The following is a 22,237-nucleotide window of genomic DNA, read 5'->3' on the forward strand; positions in this document are numbered from 1 at the left end:
TTGCGCCCGAGGGGGATCGGCGTCAGGACAGGCCGTTGTCCCGGGCCACCCCACCGAGCCAGGCGGCGCTGGGTTTCGGGTGGCGTTCGAAGGTCTCGCGGTCCCAGGCGACCAGGCCGAAGGTGGGGCGGAACCCCGAGGCCCACTCGTAGTTGTCGAGCAGGCTCCAGTGCAGGTACCCGCGGACGTCGATCCCGTCCTCCAGGCACGCGTGGACCCCTTCGAGCGCACCCTGGGTGTAGGCGATCCGGCGGGAGTCGTCGGCGGTCGCGATGCCGTTCTCGGTGACCATCAACGGGACCCCGCCGGTCAGTTCCCAGGCCGAGCGCAGCCCGTCGGCCGCGGCCCGGGGGTAGAACTCCCACCCGGTGAGCGTCGTCTCGACGTCGTCGGCCACGGGGACCGGGCCGTCCGGACCGACGAAGGTGCGGGTGTAGGCCTGGACGCCGACGAAGTCGTTGCCCCGGGAGTTCTCGAGGTACCAGTCGTCGCGCGGGTGGCCGTAGGTGTGCACCATCTCCTCCGCCCCCGGTTCGCCCGTGCTCTTGAACGCCTGGGTGGCGATCGTCCACCCGGACTTCACCTCCGGCAGCTGCGAGAGCACGTCGCGGGCGCGTTCGTGCGACGCCAGCAGCTGGTCGGCGACGTGCAGGTCCGGGTCGGGCAGACCGTGCGCGACGAGGTTCGAGGCGTCCTCTCCCCCGGCCAGCATCGCCGCGATGTTGGGTTCGTTGATGGTGCAGACCCACTCCACGTCGCGGACGAGCGGCAGGGTCGTCTCGACGTAGCGGCCGAAGAGGTCGACCGCGTCGTGGGCGCGCCAGGAGCCGTCGCGCTCGAACCAGCGCGGCACCGTGAAGTGCATGAGGGTCACGACCGGCTCGACGCCGAACTCGCGGCAGGTGTCGACCATCCGCCGGTAGTGGTCGAGCGCAGCCCGGGACACGAACCCGCGTTCGGGCTCGATGCGGGCCCACTCGACGCTGAACCGGTAGGAGTTCAGGCCGAGGTCGGCCAGGAGGCGGATGTCCTCGCGGTAGCGGTGGTAGCTGTCGGCCGCATCGCCCGAGGGTTCCACGATGCCGCGGGTGGTGGCGGCGTCGGGTCCGTGCTCGTGGGCCCACCAGTTGCTGGCGACGTTGCCGCCCTCGATCTGGTGCGCGGCCGTGGCGGCACCCCAGAGGAACCCCTCGGGGAAGCGGAGCATGGGTCGTCCTTCCGGTGTCTCGGAGAGCGGTCGCGTCAGCGCGTGTGCGCGCGGGCGGGGTTCGGGACGGCGTCCAGCAGCTGCACCGTGTAGGGGTCGGTGGGGTGCTGCAGGACCTGCGCCGTCGACCCGCGTTCGACGACGCGACCCTCGTGCAGGACGAGGATGTCGTCGGTGATGAGCCGGGCGCTCAGCAGGTCGTGGGTGATGTAGAGCAGCGACAACCCGAGCCGTTCACGCAGTTCCTCGAGGAGGGCCAGGACGCCGGCGCGCAACGAGACGTCGAGCATCGACACCGGTTCGTCGGCGATGAGCACCTGCGGCTCGCAGGCCAGCGCGCGGGCGATGACGACCCGCTGACGCTGCCCACCCGAGAGCTGGTGCGGAAGCTTCTGCGCGAACTGGCCGGTCGGCGCGAGGCCGACGGTCTCCAGGATCTCGTGGACCCGACGGCGCGCGTCGGCGCCCTTGAGGTCGGTGTGGTTCAGCACCGGACGCGTCAGCTGGTACTCCACCGTGTGCAGCGGGTTCAGCGCCGCGTAGGGGTCCTGGAAGACCATCTGCACGTTGCGGTGCAGGGCCTTGAGACCCCGGCCGTTGAGCTTGCCGATGTTCAGGTCGCCGTGGGAGACCGAACCCTCGGTGGGGGCCTCGACGCCGGTGATCATCTTCGCGAGGGTCGACTTGCCGGAACCGCTCGCCCCGACCAGAGCCAGCGCACCGCCGGGTTCCAGGGTGAAGGAGACGTCCCGCACAGCCTGCACGGGGGCTTCGCCCCGACGCGGCGCCGGGTAGGTCTTCGAGACCCCGTCGACGACGATCGCGGAACCGCCGGGGCGACCGTGGTCGAGGCGGGGACGCAGGCTGCGGTCCTCGAACCCGGGCAGCGAGACGACCTCCCCGCGCGGGTCGGCGTAGTGGCTCAGCAGCATCCGGGTGTACTCGTCGTGGGGGTCCTCGTGGACCTGCTGCGAGGTCCCGTCCTCGACGATCCGTCCCTCGTGCATGACCAGCACGCGGTCGGCCGTCTCCAGGACGATGCCGAGGTCGTGGCTGATGAGGACCGCGGTGAAACCCTCGGTGCGCTGGAGCGCGGTGATGGTGTCCATCACCGCGTGCTGCACCAGCACGTCGAGCGCCGTCGTCGGCTCGTCGAAGACCACCAGCTGCGGGTCCAGCGACAGCGCCAGCGCGATCGAGACCCGCTGCCGCATCCCCCCGGAGAGTTCCCCGGGGAAGCGGTCGAGGACCTTGGTCTCCAGTTCGACCTTGCCGAGCAGTTCCGCCGCCCGGTCCCGCCAGTGCGCCCGCGGTACGTGGCCGTGGGCCCGGAAGACGTCGACGAAGTGGTCGCGGATCCGGCGCACCGGGTTCAGGGCGTTCATCCCGGACTGCAGGACCATCGCGAACCCGCCGTGGCGCTGGCGGCGGAGCTGTTCGTCGTCGAGTTCGCGGACGTCGTGCCCGCCGAAGAGGATCTGCCCGCCGTTGGTGCGGGCCGGGGGCTTCTGCAGCCGGGTGATGGCGTAGCCGAGGGTCGACTTGCCCGATCCCGACTCCCCCACCAGGCCGACGAACTCGCCGCGGCGCAGCGTGAACGAGACGTGGTCGACGGCCTGGACGGGGTCCTGGCCGTCCGACTCGTAGACGACGGACAGGTCGCGCACGTCCAGCAGCGGCTCGCCGAGCTCGCCCCCGGAACGCGATCCGGTACCCAGGGTGTCGGGGCTGGTCATCACTTCCCCTTCCGAGCGGTCTTGACGGTGCCCTCGCGCAACCTGGGGTTGCTGACGGCGTCGACGCCGAAGTTGATGAGGGTCAGGCTCATGGCCAGCAGGGCGATGCAGAGACCGGGGGCGAACAGCAGGGCCCACTGCCCGGTGAGCAGCGCGCTGGAGTTCTGCGCCCAGTAGATCATCGTCCCCCAGCTGACGACGGAGGTGTCGCCGAGGCCCAGGAACTCCAGCCCCGCCTCGGCGAGGATCGCCGCGGTCGCCGCACCGAAGAAGCTCCCGACGATGAGCGAGGTCATGTTCGGCAGGATCTCGCGGAAGACGATGCGGGCCGAGGAGTCCCCGGAGAACCGGGCCGCCTCGACGAAGTCGCGGGAGCGCAGCGACTGCGTCTGGGACCGCAGGACGCGGGCGCCCCAGGCCCAGCCGGTGATGACGATCACCGCGATGATGACGGTGATGCCACCGTTCTGCAGGTAGGCCGCGATGACGATCATGAAGGGCAGGCCCGGGATGACGAGGAACAGGTTCACCACGAACCCGATGACCTCGGCCACCCACCCGCGGGTGTAACCCCAGGACAGACCGACGAGCACGGCCACGACCGTCGCCAGCAACCCGGCGGTGAACCCGACGAGGACGCTGATCCGGGCCCCGTGGACCAGTTGGCTCAGGACGTCCTCACCGGCGGCCGTGGTACCCAGCCAGTGCGCCGCGGAGACGTCCTGGCCGCCTTCGAAGCTGTTGTCCTTGCCGTCGTAGGGCGCGATCAGCGGCGCGAACACCGCGACCAGGAGGAAGAACACCAGGACGACGACGCCGACCCGGGCCTTGCGGTTGGACCAGACGGTCGCGGCGGAGCGGGCGAGCGTGCGCCAGGCGCTCGGTCCGCGTTCGAGGCTGAGATCGCTCGGGGTGGTCGAGGTGGCCACGGGGATCACTTCCGGGTGCGGGGGTCGAGGAGGCCGTAGAGCACGTCGACGAGGAAGTTCGCGACGAGGACGCTCACGGTGATCATGAGGAACAACGCCTGCATCAGCGGGTAGTCCTGCCCGATGACGGCGTTGAAGAGGAGGTAGCCGATGCCCGGGTACCCGAAGACCTGCTCGACCAGCACCGACCCGCCGACGACCCCGCCCAGCGACAGCCCGAAACCGGTGAGGTTCGGTAGGATCGCGTTGCGGGCGGCGTAGCGGATCGCGACGGTGCGCCCGCGCAGCCCGTTCGCCTCGGCGAAGGTGACGTAGTCGTCGCCGAGGGTGTTGATCATCGCGTTGCGCATCCCGAGGATCCAGCCCCCCAGCGAGGTCAGCAGGATCGTGATGGCGGGCAGCGCGGCGTGGGCCAGGGCGTCGCCGAGGAAGTCGAGCCCGAACGCCGGCGTCGTCGTCGCCGAGTAGGCGCCCGTCGTGGGGAACCAGTGCAGGACGTAGCCGAGGAAGAACAGCAGCAGCAGCGCGGTCCAGAAGTACGGGAACGTCGAGAGGAAACTGCCCGACAGGGTCGGCAGCGCGTCCAGCCAGGTACCCCGCTTCCACGCCGAGGCGACGCCGATGAGGGTCCCGAGGACGAACGCCAGCACCGTGACCGCACCGACCAGCACCAGGGTGTAGGGCAGGGCCTGCGACACCATCGAGGAGACGGTCTGCGGGTAGAACGTGTAGGAGACCCCGAAGTCCAGGGTGAGCACCTGGTGCAGGTAGGAGACGTACTGGGAGAGCAGGTTGCCGTCCGGAACCCCGAGCTGGGCCTCGATGGCGGCGCGGGTGGCGGGGCTGACGGGTCCGTTCTGCGAGAGCTTCGCGACGGCGGCGTCGGCCGGGGTGCCCGGCATGAGCCGCGGCAACGCGAAGTTGACGGTGACGGCGGCCCAGAGGGTGAGCACGAACAGGCCGAGCTTCCCGAGCAGGTAGCGACCGGGGAACCCGGCCCCGGGCACCCGGGAGACCCGGGGTGGCGCGGCGGTGTCGAGGGCGGTCATGCCGCACTCCCCTTCCCGGCGAGCCGGAGGCGGGTGAAGATGCCCAGCGGCGCGGAGTCGTAGTTCTGCGGGGCCATGTACGGGTCGGCCTCGGTGGGCCAGCCGGTGAACTTGGCGTCGTTGTAGAGACCCCAGAGCCCGCCGTAGTAGAGCCCGATGACGGGCAGCTGGTCGTAGACCTCCTGCTGCAGCGCCTGCGCGGCGCGCAACTGGGCGGCGGGGTCGGTGGAGGACTTGAACGCCGTCAGCAGGTCGTCGACCGCGTCGTCGGAGAACCGTTCGTAGTTCGCCTGCGTCGTCTTCCCCACCTCGGTGACGAAGTCGCTGGACATCAGGTCGTTGAAGGCGCGGAACACGTCGCCGCCGCCCATGCCGCCGATCGCGACCTCGAACTCGCCGTTGCCCAGTGCCGACTGGTACCCCGCCGGCTGCGGGAGCTGGAGGGAGACGTCGAGGCCGATCTCACCGAGCTGGCGCTGGACCTCCTGGGCCGCGCGGGTCCAGTCGGTGTAGCCGTTGGCGGAGGTGAGGGCGAAACCCAGCTGCTTCCCGCCCGCGTCGACCAGCTTGTCCCCCTGCAGGGTCCAGCCGGACCGCGCGAAGGCGGCGAGCGCCCCGTCGCGGTCCTGGGCGACCATCCCCTGGTCCGGGATGTCGGGGTTCAGCCACTCCTGCTGGTTGGGCAGCATCAACCCGGTCTGGCCGGCGGGTTGCATGTACCCCTCGCTGGCCACCTGGGCGATGCGGGCCCGGTCCAGGGCCAGCGACATCCCGCGGCGCACGTCGACGTCGTCGAAGGGGGCGACGGTGTGGTTCGGGACGAGGGCGATGATGCCGCCCGGCGGGAACCAGAACTTGTTGTGCTCGCTGGCCGCGCCCCACGTCCCCTCGACGTCGGAGATGAACGAGTAGCTCCAGTCGTAGCCGCGGGTGACGGTGTCGAGCTGGTTGCTGGTGCCCGGCAGGATCAGGTGGGCGATCTCGATCTTCTCGGCCTGCCAGTAGTCCTCGTTGCGGTCCATCGAGTACTGCTGCGGGTTGTAGTTGCCCAGCACGAACGGGCCGGTGCCGACGGGGTTCTCGTTGCGGAACGTCGACGGGTCCGCGACGTCGCTCCACAGGTGCCGCGGCACGATGCAGGTGACGCCGAGGACCGCGAGCGCCGGGACGTCGTCGGTCTGCAGGTGGAAGACGACGTGGTCGCCCTGCACCTCGAGGGAGTCCAGGTGCTGCCAGGCGCCCTTGGTGTCGAGGGAGGGGTTCGCCTGGAACAGGTCGAAGGTGAACTTCACGTCGTCGGCGGTGAACTCCTCGCCGTCGCTCCACCGCGCCTGCCGGATCGTCATGTCGATCGTGCGGGCGTCGGGGAGTTCCCAGGACTCGGCGAGCCAGGGGATCTGCTCGCCGTCGAGGGGGTTCACCAGGACGAGGGGTTCGTAGATCCACGTGGACGCGGTCCGCTTGTTCGTCAGGTACGGGTTGAAGTTTCTGTCGAAGAGCGGGTTGCCCTTGTCCGCGTTGATCAGCATGGTGTCGGCGCCGATCGTCGGATCGGCCTGACTGCGCACCTGCACGCTGCATCCGCTGAGTCCTGCGGCGCTCGCGAGCGCGGCACCTGCACCGAACCCTGCGAGCACTCCCCGGCGCCTCATGGCCGGGCCCTGCCGAAGCGTCATCGCTCTCGACCTCCACGTCGTCGTCCACGCCAACGTATGCGCTTACATCGCGTGGTGCAAGCCCGTGCCGCCAGGACGGCTCAGAGCGTGGGCGGGCAGCTCTCCCGCAGCAGCACCTCGACGGGCAGCCGGGTGTCCAGCCGCGGCGCCTGCGGCTGCGCGAGGCGGTCGACGATCGCGCGCACCGCGGCCCGCCCCAGTTCCGCCATGGGCTGGGCGACGGTCGTCAGGGGCGGCTCGGTGAACCGGGAGACGTCGATGCCGTCGAACCCGGTCACCAGGACGTCCCCGGGGACCGAGAGCCCGCCGGCCCGGACCGCGTCGAGCGCCCCCAGCGCGGACTGGTCGTTGGCGCACACCAGCGCGCGCGGGGTCCGCTCCCGCAGCAGCCGGGTCACCGCCTCGAAGGCCCGATCCCCCCGGAAGTCCCCGCGCAGCACCGGGACGGCCTCCGGCGCCACCCCGGCCGCGGCCAGCGCGGCGAGGAACCCCCGACGTCGCTCGGCCTCGTCCGGGGAGTCCTGCGGACCGGCGACGTAGACGACGTCGCGGACCCCGAGGGTGGTGACGACGTGGGTGGTGAGGGCCTGCATGCCCGCGGCGTTGTCGACGCTCACGTGGTCGAACCCGTCGGTGCGGGTCGCGTCGGCCAGCACCACGACGGGGATGCGCCGCGCCACGTGGGCCAGCAGGTCGTCGGAGACCGTGCGGGCCAGCACGGCGAGACCGTCGACGCGGCCGGCGATGTCGTTGACGATGACCTCCCGGCTCGGTCCCCGTCCGGCCGCGACCATCAGGGCGAACCCGCGCCGCCAGGCCTCCACCTCGGCCCCGCGCAGGACCTCGTCGAAGTAGAGGTTGCGCATGGCCGGCGCCGGTCCCGGGCGGCGGTCGTCGACGATGCGGACCCCGCCCCGCAGCGTCATCGCGGGTCGCGGGTCGCGGGTCGTCTCGTCGCGGGGATCCTCCCCGTCCAGTCCGTCGTGACCGGGGAAGCACAACCCGATCACCCCGGTGCGCCGTCCGGCGAGCGCACGGGCGTTGCCGGAGGGGACGTAGCCGAGGTCGCGCACGGCCGTCATCACCCGTTCGCGCGTCGTCTCCCGGACGGCGTCGGGGGTGCGCAGGACGCGGGAGACGGTGGCGATGGAGACGCTCGCGCGGTCGGCGACGTCGTAGACCGTGGGTGCCTTGCCGCCGGAGGTTCCCGGGGACGACGTGGCCGCCATGGCTGCGCGCCTCCTGCTCGCTCGTGCTCGTCCCGCGCTCGAGCGCGGTCACCACCGCAGAGCGCGGTGGGCTCGGACGATGCTACGGCGCTCCCCGGATCCGGCCACCGGTTGCGGTGGGCCCCGCCGGGTCCAACGCTGACCGGATGAACAGCAGGAACGTCCAGTCCCGGGCCGAAGAGGGTGCCCGTCGGGGTGAGGCCTTCGCCCGGGCCCACGAGGCCGGGGTGAAGCGCGTCGGGCGCGTGGGTGTGGCGGCCGAAGGGGTGGTCTACCTGCTCATCGCCTGGCTCGCGGCGCAGGTGGCGCTGGGTTCCGGCAGCGGTTCCGCCGACTCCAGCGGTGCGCTCGGCCAGATCGCCTCGAAGCCCTTCGGGGAGGTCCTGCTGGTCGTCCTGGCCCTCGGCTTCGTCGCCCTGCTCGCCTGGCAGGTCGTCGCGGCGATCACCGCGGACAAGACCTCGCGCCGGGTGAGCGCCGCGGCCAAGGCCGTGGCCGCCGCCGCGCTCGCGGTGTCGTCGCTGAAGTTCGTCGCCGGGGGCGGCTCCTCCAGCGGTCAGCAGCAGCAGACCGTCACCCAGCGCGTCCTCGAGGCCCCCGGCGGGGCCGTCCTGGTCGTGGTCGTGGGTCTCGTGATCGTCGGGATCGGGGTCGCGACGGTCGTGCGCGGGTTGCAGAAGAAGTTCGAGGACAAGGTCGAGGGTTCGCTCTCACCCGCCCTGACCGGACTGGGGGTCGCCGGCTGGGTCGCCCGCGGGGTCGCCTTCGCCGTCCTGGGCGTGCTGGTCGTCGTCTCGGCGACCGGCGACACGGGCAAGTCCCGCGGCCTGGACGCCGCCTTCCACGAGATCGCCGCCCAGCCCTTCGGCACCGTCGCGCTCCTGCTGGTCGCCCTCGGGCTCGCGGCCTACGCCGTCTTCCAGCTGATCACGGCCCGGCGCCGCAGCCGGGCCTGATCCGCTCGGCCCAGCGTGAGAACGTGATCTGACCGGGACAGCGGCCCGGGAACCAATCCGGTCGAGGATCGGTTGCGAACTGAGGGTGGCCTTACGAACGCGGGTGCCGAACCGGCACACTGGTCCGCGGCAGTCCATCCCCAGACTGGGATCTCACGGAAGCAGGAGTCACGTGTCTCGCAAGATCATCACCCCGGGGGACATCCGCGACCACGTCCTGCGCCTCGGGGAGAAGTACCCGCCGATCAGCCTGGACTCCGTCGACCGCACGGTGCACGACCCCCGCCGGGTGCGCGACACCTTCGGCCACGTCATCGACTACCTGGCGCGCGTGGAGCTCGAGGTGGACCGCAACGTCCTCGAGCTGCTCACGCTGCTGCCGGACGTCTCCGAGACGGACCGCCTCTTCTACGCCGACGTCTGGCAGCCCCAGGAGATCCAGCACGGGCTGATCCTGGACCGGTTGCAGCAGGACATCGACATCGCCCCCGCCGACCCCAACACCGACGACGTGAGCGCCAAGATCCGGCTGCTGGGGTCCCTGGCCCACCTCAGGCCCGTCCAGGAGGTCGCGCGGCTGCTCTACTACCTGACCGGCGCCGCGACGGAGAAGTCCGCGGTCGTGGCCTACAACCTGCTCGTGGACGGCCTCGACGGGATCGGCGAGACCGCGATCTCGAAGACGGTCGTGCAGCCCATCCGCCGCCAGGAACCGGGTCACTTCGCCTTCTACCGGCTCTCGGCGACGGAGATGATCCAGCAGAACGTCCTCGCCCCCTGGCAGTTGCGACTGGCGAAGGTCCTGCGCCGCAAGTCCTTCGGCCTGGTCGGCGCGCACAACCCGCAGTACAAGGCGCAGCTCGGGGGGATCCTCAACACCCTCGGCCTGGCCGAGAAGCTCGAGGACTTCGGCGCCCAGATCGGCCTGGTCGAGCGTGAGCTGCTGTGGGCGCGCGACCAGGGCATGCGCGTGCCCGACTACATCATGGCCGCGCTCAAGGACACGATCGAGCAGTTCCGCACCCAGGGGCTGCCCCGCGTCGTGTGAGCAGTAGCGTTCCACCGTGCCGCTGACCGATCTCCCGCTGGCCGAGCTCCGCACCTACCGCGGTGACGTGGCCGAGCCCGCCGACTTCGACACCTTCTGGGCCGACAGCCTGGCCCTGGCCCGCGCCCACGACCTCGCGGTGACGCTGTCGCCGTACGAGGGGCCGGCGCTGCCCGCGCTGCAGGTCCACGACGTGCGCTTCGCGGGCTGGGCCGGTGATCCGATCGCGGCGTGGCTGATCCGCCCCGCGCACCTCCCCGGCCCGCTGCCGGTCGTCGTGGAGTTCATCGGCTACTCCGGGGGACGGGGTCTGCCGGTGGACCGGACGACCTGGGCCGCCGCGGGCTTCGCCCACCTCGTCGTCGACACCCGCGGGATGGGGCAGGACACCCCCGACCCGGACCCGAGCGCCCCCGCGGGACAGTGGTTCGGCGGGTTCATGACCAAGGGGATCACCGACCCGGCGACGTACTTCTACCGCCGGGCCTACGTCGACTGCGCCCGCGCCGTGGACGTCGCGCACGCCCTGCCCGCCCTCGGGGTCGACGTCGACACCAGCCGGGTCATCGTGCGCGGCGGCAGCCAGGGCGGGGCGTTCACGCTCGCCGCGGCGGGCCTGTCCGGGGACCGGGTCGCCGCCGCGCTCGTCGACGTCCCGTTCCTCTGCCACGTGCGTCGAGCCGTGGACACCGCCCCCGACGGCCCGTTCCCCGAGGTCGTCCAGTACCTCCGGCGGCACTCCCCCGAAGCCGTCGAACAGACGTTCACCACGCTGTCCTACGTCGACGGGGCGAACTTCGCGGCCCGGGCGAGCGTTCCCGCCCTCTTCAGCGTCGCCCTCATGGACCCCGTCTGCCCGCCCTCGACGGTGTTCGCGACCTACAACCGCTACGGCGAGCGCAGCGGCCGGGACGTGGCCAAGGACATCGACGTGTGGGAGTTCGCCGACCACGGCGGGGGTCTCGGGTTCCAGGTGCAGCGCCAGCTGCGCTTCCTCGAGCGCCTCGGGCTCCGGTGAGCGGGTTCGAGCCGGAGGTCGACCCGTGGGCCCTGTCCCTGGTGGCCCGCGTCGAACGTGAACCGCTCCCCACCCACACCGGCGTCCTGATCGCCGCGGCCCGGGCCGTCGTCCTGCTGCTCGACGACCCCCGGACCACCGACCCCGAGGGTGAGCTCCACGACGCGGTCCAGGCCTGGCGCGACCGGCGGATCCGCAAGATTTGCCGCCGTGCCCGCGGCGCGAAGTGGGACCGCACGGCAGGGCTTCCGCACGTCGAGGCCTCCCACGGGGACGCCGTGGTCCGGGTCTTCGCCCCGCACCCGCGCGACGAGGTGCCACCTGCGCTGAAACCCCTGCAGGTCGGCGGCCTCGACCTCACCGACCCGGAGGAGCTCCGGGCGCCCGGTCCCGACGGGCTGCTCACGATCCGGCTCAGCCCCGGGGTGACGATGACCACGGGCAAGGCCGCCGCGCAGGTCGGGCACGCCGCCCAGCTCGCGTTCGAGCGGCTGCCCGCGGCCCGGGTGGACCCGTGGCGGGCAGCGGGTTTCCCGGTGCGCGTCGTGACCGGGGCCCCGGTCCTGGAGGCCGCGGGACGGATCGACGTGCGCGACGGCGGTTTCACTGAGGTCGCGCCGGGAACGGTCACCGCCAGTGCAGGTTTCGAAGGGACGGTCTGACGTGCCGGAACAGGGTGTGGCGCTGCGGCGCATGGGGTTCCTGACGATCGGGTCGTTCGACCCGGCCGATCCCGGACCCGGCCACGAGACGACGCTGGAGGTCGTGCAACTCGGTGAGCAGCTGGGTTTCGACTCGGCGTGGCTGCGTCACCGGCACCTGCAACCGGGGATCTCCTCCCCCGTCGCGGTGCTCGCGGCCCTGTCCCAGCGGACCAGCAGGATCCACCTGGGAACCGCGGTCACCCCGTTGGGCTGGGAGAACCCGCTGCGCCTGGCCGAGGACCTCGCGACGGTCGACGTCCTCACCGGTGGTCGTCTCGAACCCGGCGTGAGCGTCAGCACGCCCATGCAGTACGACCGCGTCAAGGCGGCGCTGTACCCCGACACCGCCGACGTCGAGGACTTCGGCTACGAACGCGTCCTGCGGTTGCAGCGGTTCCTGCGTGGCGACCCCGTGACCGACTTCGCCGGGACCGAGGGCATCGAGGTGTTCTCCGACCGGGTGGAACCGCACTCCCCCGGGCTGGCGGACCGGCTCTGGTACGGCGGCGCGAGCCTGACGTCGGCGCGGTGGAGCGGTGAGCAGGGGATCAACCTGCTGGCCTCCAGCGTCGTCCGCTCCGAGGACGGGTCCAGCGACTTCGCCGCGATCCAGGCCGGGCACCTCGAGGCGTTCCGCGCGGCGCACCCCGCGGGGCGCACCTCGCAGGGACTGGTGGTCATCCCCACCGACACCGCCACCGCCGCGCAGCGCGCCAGGTACCAGGCCTACGTCGACGCCCGGACCCCGCGCACGCGGGAACCGCAGGGCCCCGGCCGGTTGCTGTTCGCCCCCGACGTCATCGGGTCCAGCGAGGAGATCGCCGCGCAGTTGTGGGCGCACGCGGGGTTCCGCCTCGTCGAGGAGGTCGCCTTCGCCCTGCCGTTCGGTTTCGAGCACGAGGACTACGTGCAGATCCTCACCGACATGGCGACCCGTCTGGGCCCCCTCCTCGGCTGGGCACCCGCCCCCTGAACCGACCGTGGTCCCGCGGGGAGACCCAGCGGGACCACGGATCGGGGGGTTACTTCTTGGCGTTCTTGGGATCCGCCGCGTCGGAGGAGAGCGCGGCGATGAAGGCCTCCTGGGGCACCTCGACCCGGCCGACCATCTTCATGCGCTTCTTCCCCTCCTTCTGCTTCTCGAGCAGCTTCCGCTTGCGGGTGATGTCCCCGCCGTAGCACTTCGCGAGGACGTCCTTGCGGATGGCGCGGACGTTCTCCCGGGCGATGACCCGGGCCCCGATGGCGGCCTGGATCGGCACCTCGAACTGCTGACGGGGGATGAGGTCCTTGAGCTTGCCGGCCATCATCACCCCGTAGCCGTAGGCCTTGTCCCGGTGCACGATCTGGCTGAACGCGTCGACCTGCTCGCCCTGCAGCAGCACGTCGACCTTCACCAGGTCCGCGGCCTGCTCGCCGTCCACGTCGTAGTCGAGGGAGGCGTACCCGCGGGTGCGCGACTTCAGCTGGTCGAAGAAGTCGAAGACGATCTCGGCCAGCGGCAGCCGGTAGCGCATCTCGACGCGGTCCTCGGAGAGGTAGTCCATGCCCTGCAGGTCCCCGCGACGCTGCTGGCACAGCTCCATGACCGCGCCGATGAACTCGGCGGGACACAGGACGGTGGCCCGCACGACCGGTTCCCGGACCTCGGCGATCTTGCCCTCGGGGAACTCCGAGGGGTTGGTCACCTCGACGACCCCCTTGTCCTCCAGCGTGACCTGGTACGGAACGCTGGGGGCGGTGGAGATCAGGTCGAGGTTGAACTCGCGCTCGAGGCGCTCGCGGACGATCTCGAGGTGCAGCAGCCCGAGGAACCCGATGCGGAACCCGAACCCCAGGGCGACCGAGGTCTCCGGTTCGTAGCTCAGCGCCGCGTCGTTCAGCTTCAGCTTGTCGAGGGCGTCGCGCAGCAGCGGGTAGTCGGACCCGTCGATGGGGTACAGACCGGAGAACACCATCGGCTTCGGGTCGCGGTAGCCGCCCAGCGCCTTCGTCGAGGGTTTCGCCGCGTTGGTGACGGTGTCACCGACCTTGGACTGGCGGACGTCCTTCACCCCGGTGATGAGGTACCCGACCTCACCGACCCCGAGGCCCTTCGACGGCGTGGGCTCGGGCGAGCTGACCCCGATCTCGAGGAGCTCGTGCGTCGCCCTCGTCGACATCATGACGATCTTCTCCCGCGGGGAGAGGCTGCCGTCGATGACGCGGACGTAGGTGACGACCCCGCGGTAGGTGTCGTAGACGGAGTCGAAGATCATCGCGCGGGCCGGACCGTCCGGGTCGCCGACCGGGGACGGGATCTGCTGCACGATCTGGTCCAGCAGCGGTTCGACCCCGACGCCGGTCTTGCCCGACACCCGCAGGCAGTCCTCGGGTTCGCAGCCGATGAGCTTGGCCAGTTCCTCGGCGAACTTCTCGGGCTGCGCGGCGGGGAGGTCGATCTTGTTGAGCACCGGGATGATCGTGAGCTCGTTCTCCATGGCGAGGTAGAGGTTCGCCAGCGTCTGCGCCTCGATCCCCTGCGCCGCGTCGACGAGCAGCACGGCGCCCTCGCAGGCGGCCAGCGAGCGGGAGACCTCGTAGGTGAAGTCGACGTGCCCCGGGGTGTCGATCATGTTCAGCGCGTAGTCGGTGCCCTCGTGACCCCACGGCATGCGCACCGCCTGCGACTTGATCGTGATGCCGCGCTCGCGCTCGATGTCCATGCGGTCGAGGTACTGCGCGCGCATGGCCCGCGAGTCGACGATGCCGGTCAGCTGCAGCATGCGGTCCGCCAGCGTCGACTTGCCGTGGTCGATGTGGGCGATGATGCAGAAGTTGCGCAGCAGCTCCGGCGGCGTCGAGGCGGGTGCCGGTGAGGCGGCGGCCATCGGGGACACGGGCGGGGAGCACCTCTCGATCGGGCGGGCAGACGAACCCCCATCGTCGCACGTCCGCCCCCTCTCCCGTCCGTCTGCACGTCCCCCTGGGCGGGAACCGGCGGGTGCACAGCGGCGTCCCAGCTCCACGGTCACGGCGACCGAACCCGCTGGAGGTGCCCGATGCCCGAGCCGATGCCTGAGCCGACTCCCCCGCCCACCCGTCCCACCCCGTCCCGGGGCCGGCTCCTGGCCGCGCCCGCCGTGGCCCTGGTCCTGGTGCTGGGGGCCGCCGCCTGCAGCGGGTCCGGCGCCGGCTCGGACGGCTCCGGGTCCTCCCAGGGCATGGCCGACAGCGGCGGGGACACCGCCGGCACGGCGGACGGGGGCAGCGTCGCAGCCCCGGCTGAGGGTGCGGAACCCGCAGCCGTCGCGGCCGTCGGGGACGCCCAGCGCGCGGTCGTCTCGACCGGGACGATCGCGGTCCGGGTGGAGGACCTCCCGAGCGCGACCACCGCCGTCGAGGCGTTGACGACCGGGGCGGGCGGGTCGGTCGCGTCCAGCCAGGTGGGCGCCGCGGGCGAGGACCAGCAGGCCCACCTCACCCTGCGGGTCCCGTCGGCGTCCTTCGAGGACGTGCAGGCGGGCGTCGCGGAGCTCGGTCAGCAGACCGACCGCTCGACGACGTCCGCGGACGTGACGGCGGAGGTCGCCGACGTGGACAGCCGGGTCGCGTCGGCGCAGGCCGTCCTCGTGACCTTCCGCGAGCGGTTGCCGCAGGCGAGGACGATCCCGGACGTCCTGGCCATCGAGGGCGAGATCGCCACCCGGCAGGCGGACCTGGAGGCGCTGCAGGCCCGGCAACGGGTGCTGGCGGACCAGGTGTCGCTGGCGACGCTGGACGTGACGCTGACCCAGGGCGCTCCGACGTCGATCGTCGCGGCGAGCGACCCCGGGTTCCGGGGCGGGCTGGGGGCGGGGTGGCACGCGCTCGGTGAGTTCCTGCGGGTGGCGTCCCTCGTGCTCGGGGCGGTGCTGCCGTTCGTGGTGCCGGTGGCGGTCGTGGCCGTTCCGGTCCTGGTGCTGCGCCGACGTCGGACGCGCGGGACCGCACCGGCGGAGTGAGGCCGGGACGCCGCCCTCCGGACCCGTGCGGCCGAGAGCTCAGACCAGGCTCTGCGCGGCGGCGTCCTGACGTCGGCGCTTGACGGCGTACATGTCGCGGTCGGCGGCCGCGAGGACGTCGGGCCAGGGCGTGGCACCGGCGTCCACCGTGGCGACCCCGACGCTGGCCGTGGCGGGGACCGGGCCCTCCAGCCGAGCGGCGCGGCGCAGGCGCACCGCCCAGCCGCCGAAGGTCGCCGCCCCCGCGGGCAGGACCGCGGCGACCAGGAACTCGTCGCCGCCGAGACGACCGTGCAGGTCGCCACTGCGTCCCACTGCGGTGAGGGAGGCGGCGAGGGCCTGCAGGACGCGGTCGCCGGCCGAGTGCCCGTGGACGTCGTTGATCTCCTTGAACCGGTCGACGTCGACGTAGGCGACGCCGAGCTGCTCGTGGGCGGGGTCCAGGACGGGCAGGACCGCCTCGAACCAGGCGTCGATGCCGCTGCGGTTGAGCAGTCCGGTCAGCGGGTCGCGGGTCGCGGCGTCACGCAGCTGGGTCGTCAGGTCCTCCAGGGCGACGGCGCGGGCGCGGGCGGCGGCGTGACCGGCCTCCCGGCTGAGCTGGTCGGAGATGAGACGGGCGAAGACGTCCATGGTCGCGAGGTCCTGCGGCTCCACCACGACGCTCTCGCGGCTCGCCGCGCACAGCGTCCCGAGGACCTCCTGGCTCGCACCGAGGAGGGGGACGCTGACGTAGGTGGTGATGCCCAGCTGGCGGGCGGCCACGCTGTCCCCCCAGACGGCGGGGACGTCGTCGGTGACCTGACGTCCCTCCTCCAGGGAACGGCGGCACAGCGTGTCGGACCAGTCGACCGTCAGGCCCTCGGGGATCTCCAGACCGCCCGTGTTGGAGGAGTGCACGATCCGCTGCTGGTTGCCGGCCCAGTCGATCATCGTGAGGTACGTCGACTCCAGGCCCACGACGTCGTGCAGGAGTTCGAGCAGGGGCCGGGTCAGGTGCTCGAGGTCGTGGCCCCCGCTGACGGCGGCGGCCACCGCGGGCAGCGCCCCACGGTTCCCGCGCGGCGCGAGCGGCCCGGGGACCTCCTGGGCCTCCTCGCGGGAGACCTCCTCGACGTAGGCGGCGACGGTGTTCAGGGTGACGAGGTCGCGTTCGCTCAGGCTCGGGGTCGCCGTCCTGGACGCAGCGCACACGGTGCCCGTGACGCGCCCGTCCCGGGTCAGCGGGACCCCGGCGTGGGCGCCGAGGTCGTACAGGACGCGGTGGGGGTGGGCACTGATGGTGGAGCTGGCCGCGTCGGGCACCAGGGGGGCGAGCTCACCCGTCGCGATCAGGTGGCAGAGCGTCTCCGACGCGGGGTGCGAGAGTCCGAGGAGGACCTCGCCGACCCCGTCCCGGGACCCGACGTGGGTGATGACGCGCTGGCCGTCGCGGAACTCCCCGAGGAAGGCGACCTCGAGCTGCAGGTCCTCCGCGAGGGCGGTCAGGGCACCGGTGATGCGTTGGTCGGCCGTCCCCTCCTGGGCGCGCAGGAGCGTGAGCAGCACGTCGCGCACGGGCGTGGGAAGAGCCATGGCTCTGGTGTCGGGCGTCCACACCCCCACCTGTAGCGGTGTGAGCACCCTCACGAACGTCCTCGGGCGTCCGGTGCGCCCCGCCGGAGCGGTCAGGCGACGCGGGCGACGAGGACCTGGGCCGTGACCGTGGACTTGGGGCCGGAGTAGACGCCCTGCAGCGGTGAGACGTCGGAGTAGTCGCGGGCCCGGGCGACGACGACGTGGCGGTCGCCGATGGCGATGTCGTTCGTGGGGTCCCAGCCGGTCCAGGCGCCGTCGAAGAACTCGATCCACGCGTGGCTCTCGCCCGCGACCTCCTCCCCCAGCTCGGGGTCACGACGCGGGTGCAGGTAGCCCGAGACGTAGCGGGCCGGGATGCCGAGTTCCCGCAGGCCCGCGAGCGCCAGGTGGGCGAGGTCCTGGCAGACCCCGCTGCGCTGGTCCCAGGACTCCTGCGCCGTGGCGTGCACGCCGGTCGCCCCCGGGACGTAGGAGACCTCGTGGTGGATCCAGCCGCAGATGCGGTGCGCGGCCTCGCGCGGGTCCGAACCGCCCGCCAGGTCCCGCACCGCCTCGCGGAAGCCCTCCGGCGGCGGCAGGGTGCGCGGGGTGGGGGTGAGGAACTCCGCGAAGTCGTCGAGGAGGGCGTCGGAGCCCAGTTCCTCCCACGTCAGCGGGTCGGGGACGACGAGTTCCGCGCGGCGGTCCGTCTCGACGAGGCTGATGCCGCGGGTGACGAGGACGTCGTGGCGGGTGTGCAGGTCGAACGCCGTGACGTGGGTCCCCCAGTAGTCCCAGTAGCGGGTCAGCGTCGCCGTGGGGCTGACCTGGACCCGGGTGTCCAGGGCGGTCTGGTCGGGCAGCGTCAACGGGGTCAGGCGCGCCTCGTTGAAGGAGACCCGGACCGGACCCCCGTAGGTGTGGGTGCTGGTGTGCTCGATGCGCAGTCTCATCAGGACCTCCCGGCCGTCCAGGACACGGCCCCGGCCATCGGGAAGAACCGTTCCGCCACCGCGGAGGACGCCGCGGAACACGCTTGCTGCACCTGTCGCATCTGGTCGTGCAGGTCGGCCAGGAGTTCCTCCGGGCTCTGGAACTCCAGTTGCGTGCGAGCCTGTCCGATCACCCGCCGGGCGTCCTGGGCGTAGCCGACCCGGCGCAGTTGCGGGTCGATGGCCTGCAGGCACCCCTCGGCGACCTCGAGCGCCGCGACGACCGAGCGCGGGAACAGCCGGTCGAGGAGGAGGAACTCGGCCGCGTCGGCCTCACCCGCGGCTCCCGTGCTGGAGCCGTGGTAGGTGCGCAGGAACGCCTCGTAGGCCCCGGTGGAACGCAGCAGCAGGGGCCACTGGGTCCCCCCGGACACGACCCGCGTCGCGACGAGCCGGGCCGTCATGTCGGCCCGTTCCAGGGAGCGGCCGAGCACGAAGAACTGCCAGGAGTCGTCGCGGCTCATCGTCGCGTCGACGAGACCGGAGACGACGGCGGTCCGTTCCCGGATCCAGGAGAAGAACCGATGGGGGCTCGCGGCGCGCCAGCGTCCGGAGGCGAGCGCGTTCCACGTCGTGTTCAGCGACTCCCACATGTCGCTGGACACCGTCTCCCGCGCGCGCCGGGCGTTCTCCCGCGCGGCGCCGAGCGCTCCCGTGATCGAGCTGGGGCTGACGGTGTCGTAGGCCAGGGTCTCCAGCAGTTCCCGGCGACCGGTGCGGACGTCGTGGTCGACGGGCGCACCCATGACGCTCAGCAGCGAGCGCGAGACCGCGGCCTCGTCGATCCACGGGTCGGCCAGGGTGCGTTCGACGTGGACGTCGAGGATGCGGGCGGTGGAGTCGGCGCGTTCGACGTAGCGGCCGATCCAGAACAGCGACTCCGCGATGCGGCTCAGCACGATCGACCCTCTTCCCCGAGTTTCTGCTGTTGCTGCTGCTGGGCCTGGTCACTGCCCGACCCGGGACCCGGGTCGGCCAGGTGGTGCTGCTCGGTCGGCGGCACGGGTTCCTCGACGGGGGCCGCGACCTCGACCGCGACCGGTGGGAGGAGCTCCGCGACGGCCTCGTCGTCCCCGGCCAGGACCCAGGTGTCCTTGGACCCCCCGCCCTGGCTGGAGTTCACGACGAGGGACCCCTCGCGCAGGGCGACGCGGGTCAGGCCGCCCTTGAGGACCCGCACCTGCCGGCCGTCGTTGACGGCGAAGGGACGCAGGTCGACGTGACGGGGACGCAGGTGCGCCTGGGCGAGGGTGGGGACCGTCGAGAGCGCGATGACGGGCTGCGCGATCCAGCCCCGCGGGTCGGCCAGCACCCGGGCGCGCAGGTCCTCGATCTCCTGGGGGCTGGCGTCGGGGCAGACCACGAGGCCCTTGCCGCCGGACCCGTCGACCGGTTTCACCACGAGCTCCTCGAGGCGGTCCAGCGCCTCCTCCCGCTCGGCGGGGATCTCGAGGCGGTAGGTCGGGACGTTGCCGAGGACGAGGTCCTCGCCCAGGTAGTACCGGGTCAGCTCGGGGACGTAGGTGTAGACGAGCTTGTCGTCGGCCACCCCGTTGCCGACGGCGTTGGCGATGCTCACCCCGCCGGCGCGGGCCGCGTTGAGGATGCCCGCGGCGCCGAGCACGGAGCTGCGGCGGAAGTGCAACGGGTCGAGGTACTCGTCGTCGACGCGGCGGTAGACGACGTCGACGCGGCGGTCGCCGGCGGTGGTCCGCATGAAGAGCCGGTTCCCGCGGCAGACGAGGTCGCGGCCCTCGACGAGCTCGACGCCCATCGCCCGGGCCAGCAGCGAGTGCTCGAAGTAGGCGGAGTTGTAGACCCCGGGGGTCAGCACGACGACGGTCGGGTCGTCCACCCCGGCCGGCGCCGAGGCGCGCAGCGCGGCCAGCAGGTGCTGCGGGTAGTCCGCGACGGGCTGCACCCGGTGGGCCTGCAGCGCTTCGGGCAGGACCTGGGTGATGGCCTGCCGGTTCTCCAGCACGTAGCTGACGCCGGAGGGGACGCGGACGTTGTCCTCCAGGACGCGGAAGTCGCCGGCCTCGTCGCGCACCAGGTCGATGCCGGCCACGTGGATGCGGACGCCACCCGGCGGCTCGATCCCGACGGCGGCGCGGTGGAAGTGGCTGGAGGAGGTGATCACCTTCCGCGGGATGACCCCGTCCTTGACGGCCCGCATGGGGCCGTAGACGTCGGCCAGGAACGCCTCCAGGACCCGCACGCGCTGCGCGACGCCGCGCTCGACCCGGGCCCACTGGCGGGCCTCGATGATGCGCGGGACGACGTCGAGGGGGAAGGGTCGTTCCTCGCCCGCGTAGTCGAACGTCACCCCCCGGTCGAGGAAGGTGCTGGCGAGCTGGTCGGCCCGGGCCCGCAGCTCGGTGACCGGGAGCTCCTGCAGCGTGTCGTACAGCGCCGCCCACTCCGGTCGTGGTCTCCCGTCGACGTCGAGCATCTCGTCGACGGCCCGACCGGCCGCTGCTCCCGCCGGTGCGTCGCGGTAGCCCTCGAACACGTCACCCATGGGGCGCACCCTAGGGAAGATGACGTTTCCGGCGCGTTACGCGGACGTTGCGGCGCGTGTCGTGGACGTGTCGGTGACCGGTTCCGTCCGCTGCTAGTCTTGAACGCGCCTTCGCCTGAGTGCGGAGGTCACGGTCTCCCGCCGTCCCTCCCGGTGTCCCCACGCCGGAAGTCCCCGGTGGAGCGACCGCCCTCTGACACGATCAGCGATCGACAGGAAGACGGAACACGTGGCGAACATCAAGTCGCAGAAGAAGCGCATCCTCACCAACGAGAAGGCGCGCCTGCGCAACAAGGCCGTCAAGTCGGAGCTGCGCACCGTCGTGCGTGGCTTCAAGGAGGCTCTCGCCTCCGGTGACGCCGAGAAGGCTCAGGCCGCTCTGGCCCTGGCGAGCAAGAAGCTCGACAAGGCCGTGAGCAAGGGCGTCATCCACAAGAACCAGGCCGCCAACCGCAAGTCGGCCATCGCCAAGGCTGCGGCCAAGGTCTGATCTCCGGATCCCTGCGAAGGGCCGGCTCCCCACGGGGAGCCGGCCCTTCGTGCGTCCGGGCCCGTCCGGGGGCTCAGGTGCGCGCCTCGCCGACGGTGCGGACGGCCTTCTCCAGCGCGTGCTGGGCGTCGCCTCCCCCGCCCTTGACCGCTTGGTCCGCAGCGGCGACGGCGAGGATCGCGTCGGAGAGGCCCTCCGGTGAGAGGTGCTGGAGGTCTCGACGGGCGCGGTCGATGAGCCACGGCGCCATCCCGAGGTCGTGGGCGACGTCAGCCGACCGGCCGCGCCCGGCCGCCGCGACCTTGGCGAGCTGGCGCAGCCGCGCGGCCAGCGCCGCGACCACCACGACCCCGGGGACGCCGGTGGCCGCGGCGTGGCGGACCAGCATCAACGCCTGTCCCGTGCGGCCCTCGATGGCCGCGTCGGCGACCTCGAAGCCGCTCGCCTCGCGCCGACCCCCGTGGTAGCGGTGCACGGCGTCCTCGGTGACCGTCCCGTCGGTGTCGGTCAGGAGCTGGTCGACCGCCGCGGCGAGCTCGCCCAGGTCGCTGCCGAGGGCCGCGACGAGGGCGCGGGCCGCCTCGACGTCGATGCGCCGCCGGGCGCGTCGGACGTCGGCGAGGACGAAGTCGACCTTCTCCTGGTCGCGCTTCAGCGGCTGGCAGGACACCTCGGCGACGCCGGCGACGGCCCGGGCCGCGTCGAGGACCTTCTTCGCCCGGTTGCCCCCGCGGTGGCGCAGCACGAGGACGACCGTCTCGACCGGGGCGGTCAGGTACTCCAGGACGTCGTCCACGAAGGCTTCGCCGGCCGCGTCCACCCCGTCGACCAGGACGAGGGAGCGCTCGTCGAAGAGGGACGGTGACGTCCACGTCGAGAGCTGCCCCTTCTGGTAGCCCGCCGCGGAGACGTCGGTGCGCTCGAAGGTGGGGTCGAGCTCGCGCATCCGCGCGTTCAGGGTGCTGAACGCCCGGTCGGCGAGGTGTTCCTCGGACCCGACGAGCAGGACGACGGGAGCCGGGCCGAGGTCCTGCGGGGCGGTCGTGGCCGCCGCGGAGGCCTTCTTCGCGGGGCTCTTGCTGGCGGTCTTGGCGGGCACGGGGCCACTGTCGCACGCGACCCCGACAGTGACTCCCCGCCTG

General features: G+C 72.1%; 19 protein-coding genes. 7 read left to right on the top strand and 12 right to left on the bottom strand.

The features are described from left to right. Nucleotides 1-22 precede the first annotated feature (22 nt). The 6 genes from ACFQ46_RS15320 to ACFQ46_RS15345 all read right to left on the bottom strand — a co-directional run bounded on the left by ACFQ46_RS15320 (nt 23) and on the right by ACFQ46_RS15345 (nt 7,826). Nucleotides 23-1,207 (bottom strand): glycoside hydrolase family 1 protein, encoded by a 1,185-nt coding sequence (locus tag ACFQ46_RS15320; RefSeq protein ID WP_380260245.1) that lies wholly within the window; start codon nt 1,205-1,207, stop codon nt 23-25. A 35-nt stretch (nt 1,208-1,242) separates the two neighbouring features. Further along, nucleotides 1,243-2,943 (bottom strand): ABC transporter ATP-binding protein, encoded by a 1,701-nt coding sequence (locus ACFQ46_RS15325; RefSeq protein WP_380260246.1) that lies wholly within the window; start codon nt 2,941-2,943, stop codon nt 1,243-1,245. Beyond that, nucleotides 2,943-3,872, bottom strand: coding sequence for an ABC transporter permease (locus ACFQ46_RS15330; RefSeq protein ID WP_380260247.1), 930 nt, complete (start codon nt 3,870-3,872; stop codon nt 2,943-2,945). The genes ACFQ46_RS15325 and ACFQ46_RS15330 overlap by 1 nt, the downstream gene beginning before the upstream one ends. A 5-nt stretch (nt 3,873-3,877) precedes the next feature. Further along, nucleotides 3,878-4,921 (bottom strand): ABC transporter permease, encoded by a 1,044-nt coding sequence (locus ACFQ46_RS15335; RefSeq protein WP_328295443.1) that lies wholly within the window; start codon nt 4,919-4,921, stop codon nt 3,878-3,880. Beyond that, the gene (locus ACFQ46_RS15340) at nt 4,918-6,495 is read right to left on the bottom strand and encodes an ABC transporter substrate-binding protein (RefSeq protein ID WP_380260248.1); all 1,578 of its coding nucleotides are present in this window, start codon (nt 6,493-6,495) and stop codon (nt 4,918-4,920) included. Before ACFQ46_RS15340 ends, ACFQ46_RS15335 begins: the two co-directional genes overlap by 4 nt. Nucleotides 6,496-6,677: 182 nt before the next feature. Further along, complete coding sequence (locus ACFQ46_RS15345; RefSeq protein ID WP_380260249.1) at nt 6,678-7,826, bottom strand: LacI family DNA-binding transcriptional regulator; 1,149 nt, start codon at nt 7,824-7,826, stop codon at nt 6,678-6,680. 146 nt (nt 7,827-7,972) lie between these two features. Here ACFQ46_RS15345 and ACFQ46_RS15350 point away from each other — a divergent pair, with 146 nt between their 5' ends. The 5 genes from ACFQ46_RS15350 to ACFQ46_RS15370 all read left to right on the top strand — a co-directional run bounded on the left by ACFQ46_RS15350 (nt 7,973) and on the right by ACFQ46_RS15370 (nt 12,525). Beyond that, nucleotides 7,973-8,782, top strand: coding sequence for a DUF1206 domain-containing protein (locus tag ACFQ46_RS15350; protein WP_380260250.1), 810 nt, complete (start codon nt 7,973-7,975; stop codon nt 8,780-8,782). 172 nt (nt 8,783-8,954) lie between these two features. Next, the gene (locus ACFQ46_RS15355; RefSeq protein WP_380260251.1) at nt 8,955-9,830 is read left to right on the top strand and encodes a GTP-binding protein LepA; all 876 of its coding nucleotides are present in this window, start codon (nt 8,955-8,957) and stop codon (nt 9,828-9,830) included. 16 nt (nt 9,831-9,846) lie between these two features. Further along, nucleotides 9,847-10,848: an acetylxylan esterase gene (locus ACFQ46_RS15360; protein WP_380260252.1), complete on the top strand. Its 1,002-nt coding sequence runs from the start codon at nt 9,847-9,849 to the stop codon at nt 10,846-10,848. Further along, nucleotides 10,845-11,510 carry a hypothetical protein gene (locus ACFQ46_RS15365; RefSeq protein WP_380260253.1) on the top strand — a complete coding sequence of 222 codons (666 nt, stop codon included), beginning with the start codon at nt 10,845-10,847 and terminating at the stop codon, nt 11,508-11,510. The genes ACFQ46_RS15360 and ACFQ46_RS15365 overlap by 4 nt, the downstream gene beginning before the upstream one ends. 1 nt (nt 11,511) lies before the next feature. Continuing rightward, nucleotides 11,512-12,525: an LLM class flavin-dependent oxidoreductase gene (locus ACFQ46_RS15370; RefSeq protein ID WP_380260254.1), complete on the top strand. Its 1,014-nt coding sequence runs from the start codon at nt 11,512-11,514 to the stop codon at nt 12,523-12,525. 49 nt (nt 12,526-12,574) lie between these two features. Here ACFQ46_RS15370 and lepA read toward each other — a convergent pair whose 3' ends face one another. Continuing rightward, a complete protein-coding gene (gene lepA, locus ACFQ46_RS15375; protein ID WP_380260447.1) occupies nt 12,575-14,422 on the bottom strand; it encodes a translation elongation factor 4 in 1,848 nt (615 codons plus the stop codon). A 183-nt stretch (nt 14,423-14,605) separates the two neighbouring features. Between lepA and ACFQ46_RS15380 the strand changes: the two genes are divergently transcribed. After that, nucleotides 14,606-15,535: a DUF4349 domain-containing protein gene (locus tag ACFQ46_RS15380; protein WP_380260255.1), complete on the top strand. Its 930-nt coding sequence runs from the start codon at nt 14,606-14,608 to the stop codon at nt 15,533-15,535. A 39-nt stretch (nt 15,536-15,574) separates the two neighbouring features. Here ACFQ46_RS15380 and ACFQ46_RS15385 read toward each other — a convergent pair whose 3' ends face one another. From ACFQ46_RS15385 to ACFQ46_RS15400, 4 genes are all read right to left on the bottom strand, one after another. Next, nucleotides 15,575-17,110 (bottom strand): diguanylate cyclase, encoded by a 1,536-nt coding sequence (locus ACFQ46_RS15385; protein WP_380260256.1) that lies wholly within the window; start codon nt 17,108-17,110, stop codon nt 15,575-15,577. A gap of 92 nt (nt 17,111-17,202) precedes the next feature. Next, complete coding sequence (locus ACFQ46_RS15390; RefSeq protein WP_380260257.1) at nt 17,203-18,045, bottom strand: transglutaminase domain-containing protein; 843 nt, start codon at nt 18,043-18,045, stop codon at nt 17,203-17,205. Then, nucleotides 18,045-18,983, bottom strand: a complete 939-nt coding sequence (locus tag ACFQ46_RS15395; protein WP_328295428.1) for an alpha-E domain-containing protein — start codon at nt 18,981-18,983, stop codon at nt 18,045-18,047. The genes ACFQ46_RS15390 and ACFQ46_RS15395 overlap by 1 nt, the downstream gene beginning before the upstream one ends. Continuing rightward, the gene (locus ACFQ46_RS15400) at nt 18,977-20,605 is read right to left on the bottom strand and encodes a circularly permuted type 2 ATP-grasp protein (RefSeq protein ID WP_380260258.1); all 1,629 of its coding nucleotides are present in this window, start codon (nt 20,603-20,605) and stop codon (nt 18,977-18,979) included. Before ACFQ46_RS15400 ends, ACFQ46_RS15395 begins: the two co-directional genes overlap by 7 nt. 229 nt (nt 20,606-20,834) lie before the next feature. On the opposite strand from ACFQ46_RS15400, the gene rpsT reads away from it, so the two are divergent. Continuing rightward, complete coding sequence (rpsT, locus tag ACFQ46_RS15405; RefSeq protein ID WP_328295426.1) at nt 20,835-21,095, top strand: 30S ribosomal protein S20; 261 nt, start codon at nt 20,835-20,837, stop codon at nt 21,093-21,095. A gap of 73 nt (nt 21,096-21,168) precedes the next feature. Here the strand turns inward: rpsT and holA are convergent, their stop codons facing one another. Further along, nucleotides 21,169-22,194 carry a DNA polymerase III subunit delta gene (gene holA, locus ACFQ46_RS15410; RefSeq protein ID WP_380260259.1) on the bottom strand — a complete coding sequence of 342 codons (1,026 nt, stop codon included), beginning with the start codon at nt 22,192-22,194 and terminating at the stop codon, nt 21,169-21,171. Nucleotides 22,195-22,237 lie beyond the last annotated feature (43 nt).

The sequence above is a fragment of the Kineococcus sp. GCM10028916 genome, from assembly GCF_042674865.1.
Lineage (GTDB): Bacteria > Actinomycetota > Actinomycetes > Actinomycetales > Kineococcaceae > Kineococcus.